This window comes from Kitasatospora sp. SUK 42 (genome assembly GCF_015776785.2).
Classification (GTDB): Bacteria; Actinomycetota; Actinomycetes; order Streptomycetales; family Streptomycetaceae; genus Kitasatospora.
The window spans coordinates 1-3,622 of sequence record NZ_LFMD02000017.1 but is presented as its reverse complement, the minus strand read 5'-3'; the positions used below and the strand labels follow the sequence as shown (position 1 = coordinate 3,622).

Here is a 3,622-nt window from a genome sequence, read left to right as displayed (position 1 = left end):
CCGGACGGCTCCGCGACCACCACGGACAACGCCCATCCCGTGCGCACCCAGCGGGACAAGGGCTGGGCCGACCTGGACGCCACGCTGCGCAGGAACGCCGATGGCACGCTCAGCCCTGCCGTGAGTTCGCTCGGTGTGACGCTGTCCGGTGGAGGCAGCGGCCCGATGGCCACCATCACCACCGAGGACGGGAAGAAGCTCGCGGTCACCGCGCCGTTCGCCCTGCCCGCTCCCACTCTTGACGGTGCGAGTGCGACCTACCCGAACGTGCTGCCGGACGTCGACCTGCAGGTCACCGCCCTGCCCACGGGCGGCTGGCGTGACGTGATCGTCGTCAGGACCGCGCAGGCCGCCGCCGACCCGCGGTTGAAGAACCTTCACTTCCCGATCAGCGCGGACGGCCTGAACGTTGCCACCGACGAGGCGGGCAACATCAGCCTGAAGGACGCGAGCGGGAAGACCCGCCTGCACGCGCCGACCCCGCTGCAGTGGGACTCCACCCCACCGGCGCCACCCACGCCACTCGTAGCCGGAGCCGGGGCGAAGGCGGCCGCGAAGTCGGCCTCGCCCCTGGCCGCGCCGAACGCGGCGCCGCAGCCGAGTTACGAGGCGTCCACCGTGCATGGCCCGGGCGCGGGCGCGCACGAGTCGCGGATCGCGGTGACGGCGGACGGCCACGGGTTCGATCTCACCCCGGATCCCGCCGTGTTCGGTCAGGGCACCGGGCCGTGGTACATCGACCCGTCGATCAGCGCGGACAGCGGTACCGCCCACTCCGCGCAGGTCCAGGAGTACCACGCCGGCACCACGTACTACGACGCGGTCAGCTCCCTGGGCACCGGTTTCTGCGGGTTCAGCGACTGCACCGGCCGCGGCCGTGAACGCGCCTACTTCAGCATCAACGTCAACTCGGCGATCTGGAACCAGCCTTCAGGCGCCCCGTCCGCTCCGACCGTCTACAACTCGACCCTGTACGCGAACGCGGACGGCGCCTCCGCCCCCGGCACCAGCACCCCGCTCGGCCTCTACTGGACCGGCCCCATCGGCCCCGGCGTGACCTGGAACAGCCAGCCCTGCAACGGCGGCGGCACCTTCGGCGGCTGCGGCAAGGTCGGCAACTCGTTCTGGATCACCGGCACCGGCCCCATCTCCTTCGACGTGACCTCGCCGATGCAGCAGCTCGCCGCCTCCAAGTCGGGCACCTGGACCGTCGGCATCGCCCCCGACGACGAGAACTACCAGAACTACCGCCACCACATCGGCAACAACCCGCACGTCACCACCAACTACGACCTCCAGCCCAGCATGTGGTGGCCCCGCACCATCCCCCAGCCCGGCTTCGCCGGCACCGGCCAGTACAACGACTGCCAGACCCCCGCACCCGGCGGCGGCCCCGCCCCCTACGCCTGGTACAACCCCGGCTGGATCGGCGCCAACCAGAACATCCAGCTCGCCGCCAACGACTGGTCCCCCTCCGGCCTCCCGCTGCACGGCCACTTCCACCTGTGGGACGACAACGACCCCAACTTCGGGATCGCCCAGGACACCCCCACCACCGGCGGCTACAACACCGAGACCATCCCGGTCGGCTCACTCAACGACGGCCACCAGTACGGCTGGACCGCCAACTCCAGCGACGGCGGACTCACCTCCCCCGACACGCCCTGGTGCTACTTCCGCGTCGACAAGACCCCGCCGACGGTGAACGTCACCTCCACCGACTTCCCCCCCTCCGGCACACCCAACCCCACCCCGGCCAAGTACGCCACCGACAACGCCACCTTCACCCTCCACGGCACCGACCCGACCCCCGGCCCGGGCCTGAACGCCTCCGGCGTCGCCTGCTTCAAGGCCTCCACCAGCTCCACCCCCGTCGCCGGCTGGCACTGCGGCGACCCCGGCACCCTCACACCCGACGCGAACGGCAACGCCAACTACACCTACACCCCCGGCCTGTGGGGCACCAACACCCTCTACGTCCAGGCCCAAGACAACGCCGGCAACTACAGCCAGCCCGCCCTCTACAACTACTACGCGCCCTGGAAGCCCGGCACCCTGCCCGTCTTCGGCGACCTCACCGGCGACGGCAAACCCGACATCCTCCTACCCGACACCAACGGCAACCTGCGCCTGATCAACACCACCAGCGAACCCGGCAACGCCAACCCCATCGCCGGCGCCGCAGCCGCCTCACCCACCGGCACCTGGACAGGCGTCCAGACCACCCACCGCGGCTCCCTGCTCGCCGGCAAACCCCTGGACGACCTGATCGTCCACCCCGCCGGCGACAAGTACCTCTACCTCTACGCCAACGACGGCCACGGCAACTTCAACACCCGCACCTCCTTCTACAAGTCCGGCGGCGCCGTCAACTCCGCCGTCACCTGCCAGGACATCAACGGCACGACCATCCCCTGCCCCGCCGACTTCGGCACCGACTGGAGCAACGCCACCCAGATCCTCGCCCTCGGCACCCCCGAAGGCGAGAACGTCTCCACCACCACCGGGACCAGCGTCCTCACCCGCACCTCCCTCCTCGCCGTGATCAACCACCAGCTGTGGCTGTTCCCCCCGGGCACCAGCAGCGCACGCCTGCTCAAGCCCACCGACACCCAGGTCTCCACCGCCAGCTGGGACAACTACGACCTGATCGGCCCCGGCCCCGCCAACGGCGGCAAGCAGCCCACCCTCTGGGCCCGCGACCGGACCAACGGCACCATCCACGCCTACCCGATCACCATGAAGGCCGACGGCGTCACCCCCGACTACAGCGCCCTCACCGACCCGACCACCGGCACCATCGCCGGCACCGGCGGCGTCGACCCCGTCACCTACCCCGTCGTCGGCTCCAACGGCGACCTCAACGGCGACGGAACCCCCGACCTGTGGGCCCAGAACAACAACAACCAGATCATCGTGTGGCCCGGCACCGCGGATGCCACCGGCAAGGTCAACGGCTTCAGCGCACCCAGCACCCTGGGCACCCTGAACACCCCCCAGGCCTCCTACCCGCTCGCCGGCAACGCCAACGACTCCACCGGCCTGCACAACGGCACCCTCAAGGGCGACGTCACGTTCACCTCCACCAGCCTCGGCGGATCCACCGCCCCCAGCGGGAGCACCAACGCCGCCGTCCTCAACGCCACCTCCGCCTTCGACGCGGGTAACCGCGCCACCTGGGGCGAGCTGGACAGCGGCGTCCAGGTCAACACCCAGCAGTCCTTCACCGTCACCGCCTGGGCACGGGAGGACCAGTCGACCGACGGCGTGGTGGTCGGCCAGGACGGCGCCTCGACCAGCAACTTCATGATCTGGCCCGGCACCTTCCAATCCGGCGTCACCACCTGGACCTTCGGCATGTCGACCTCCGACTCCGGCTGGTCCTACGACCACACCAACCCCGTCAACGCCGCGGCCACCATGAACTCCAACGCCCGGGTACAGCTCGGCGTCTGGACCAAGCTCACCGCGAGCTACGACGCCACCACCGGTCAGATGGCCCTCTACGTCAACGGCGCACTCGCCGCCACCGGCATGCACACCACCACCATGGCCCCCACCGGCAAACTCGTGATCGGCCGCTACTTCAACGCCGGCCAGCCCAACAACCCGTTCAAGGGCG

Annotated in this window: 1 protein-coding gene; it reads left to right on the top strand. The window is 70.1% G+C overall.

Annotated features, from left to right (window positions below; all coding sequences use genetic code 11):
* Positions 1 to 39: 39 nt before the first annotated feature.
* On the top strand, positions 40 to 3,622 hold a 3,583-nt coding region (locus RZ50_RS30270; protein WP_217680996.1), incomplete at its 3' end, for a LamG domain-containing protein.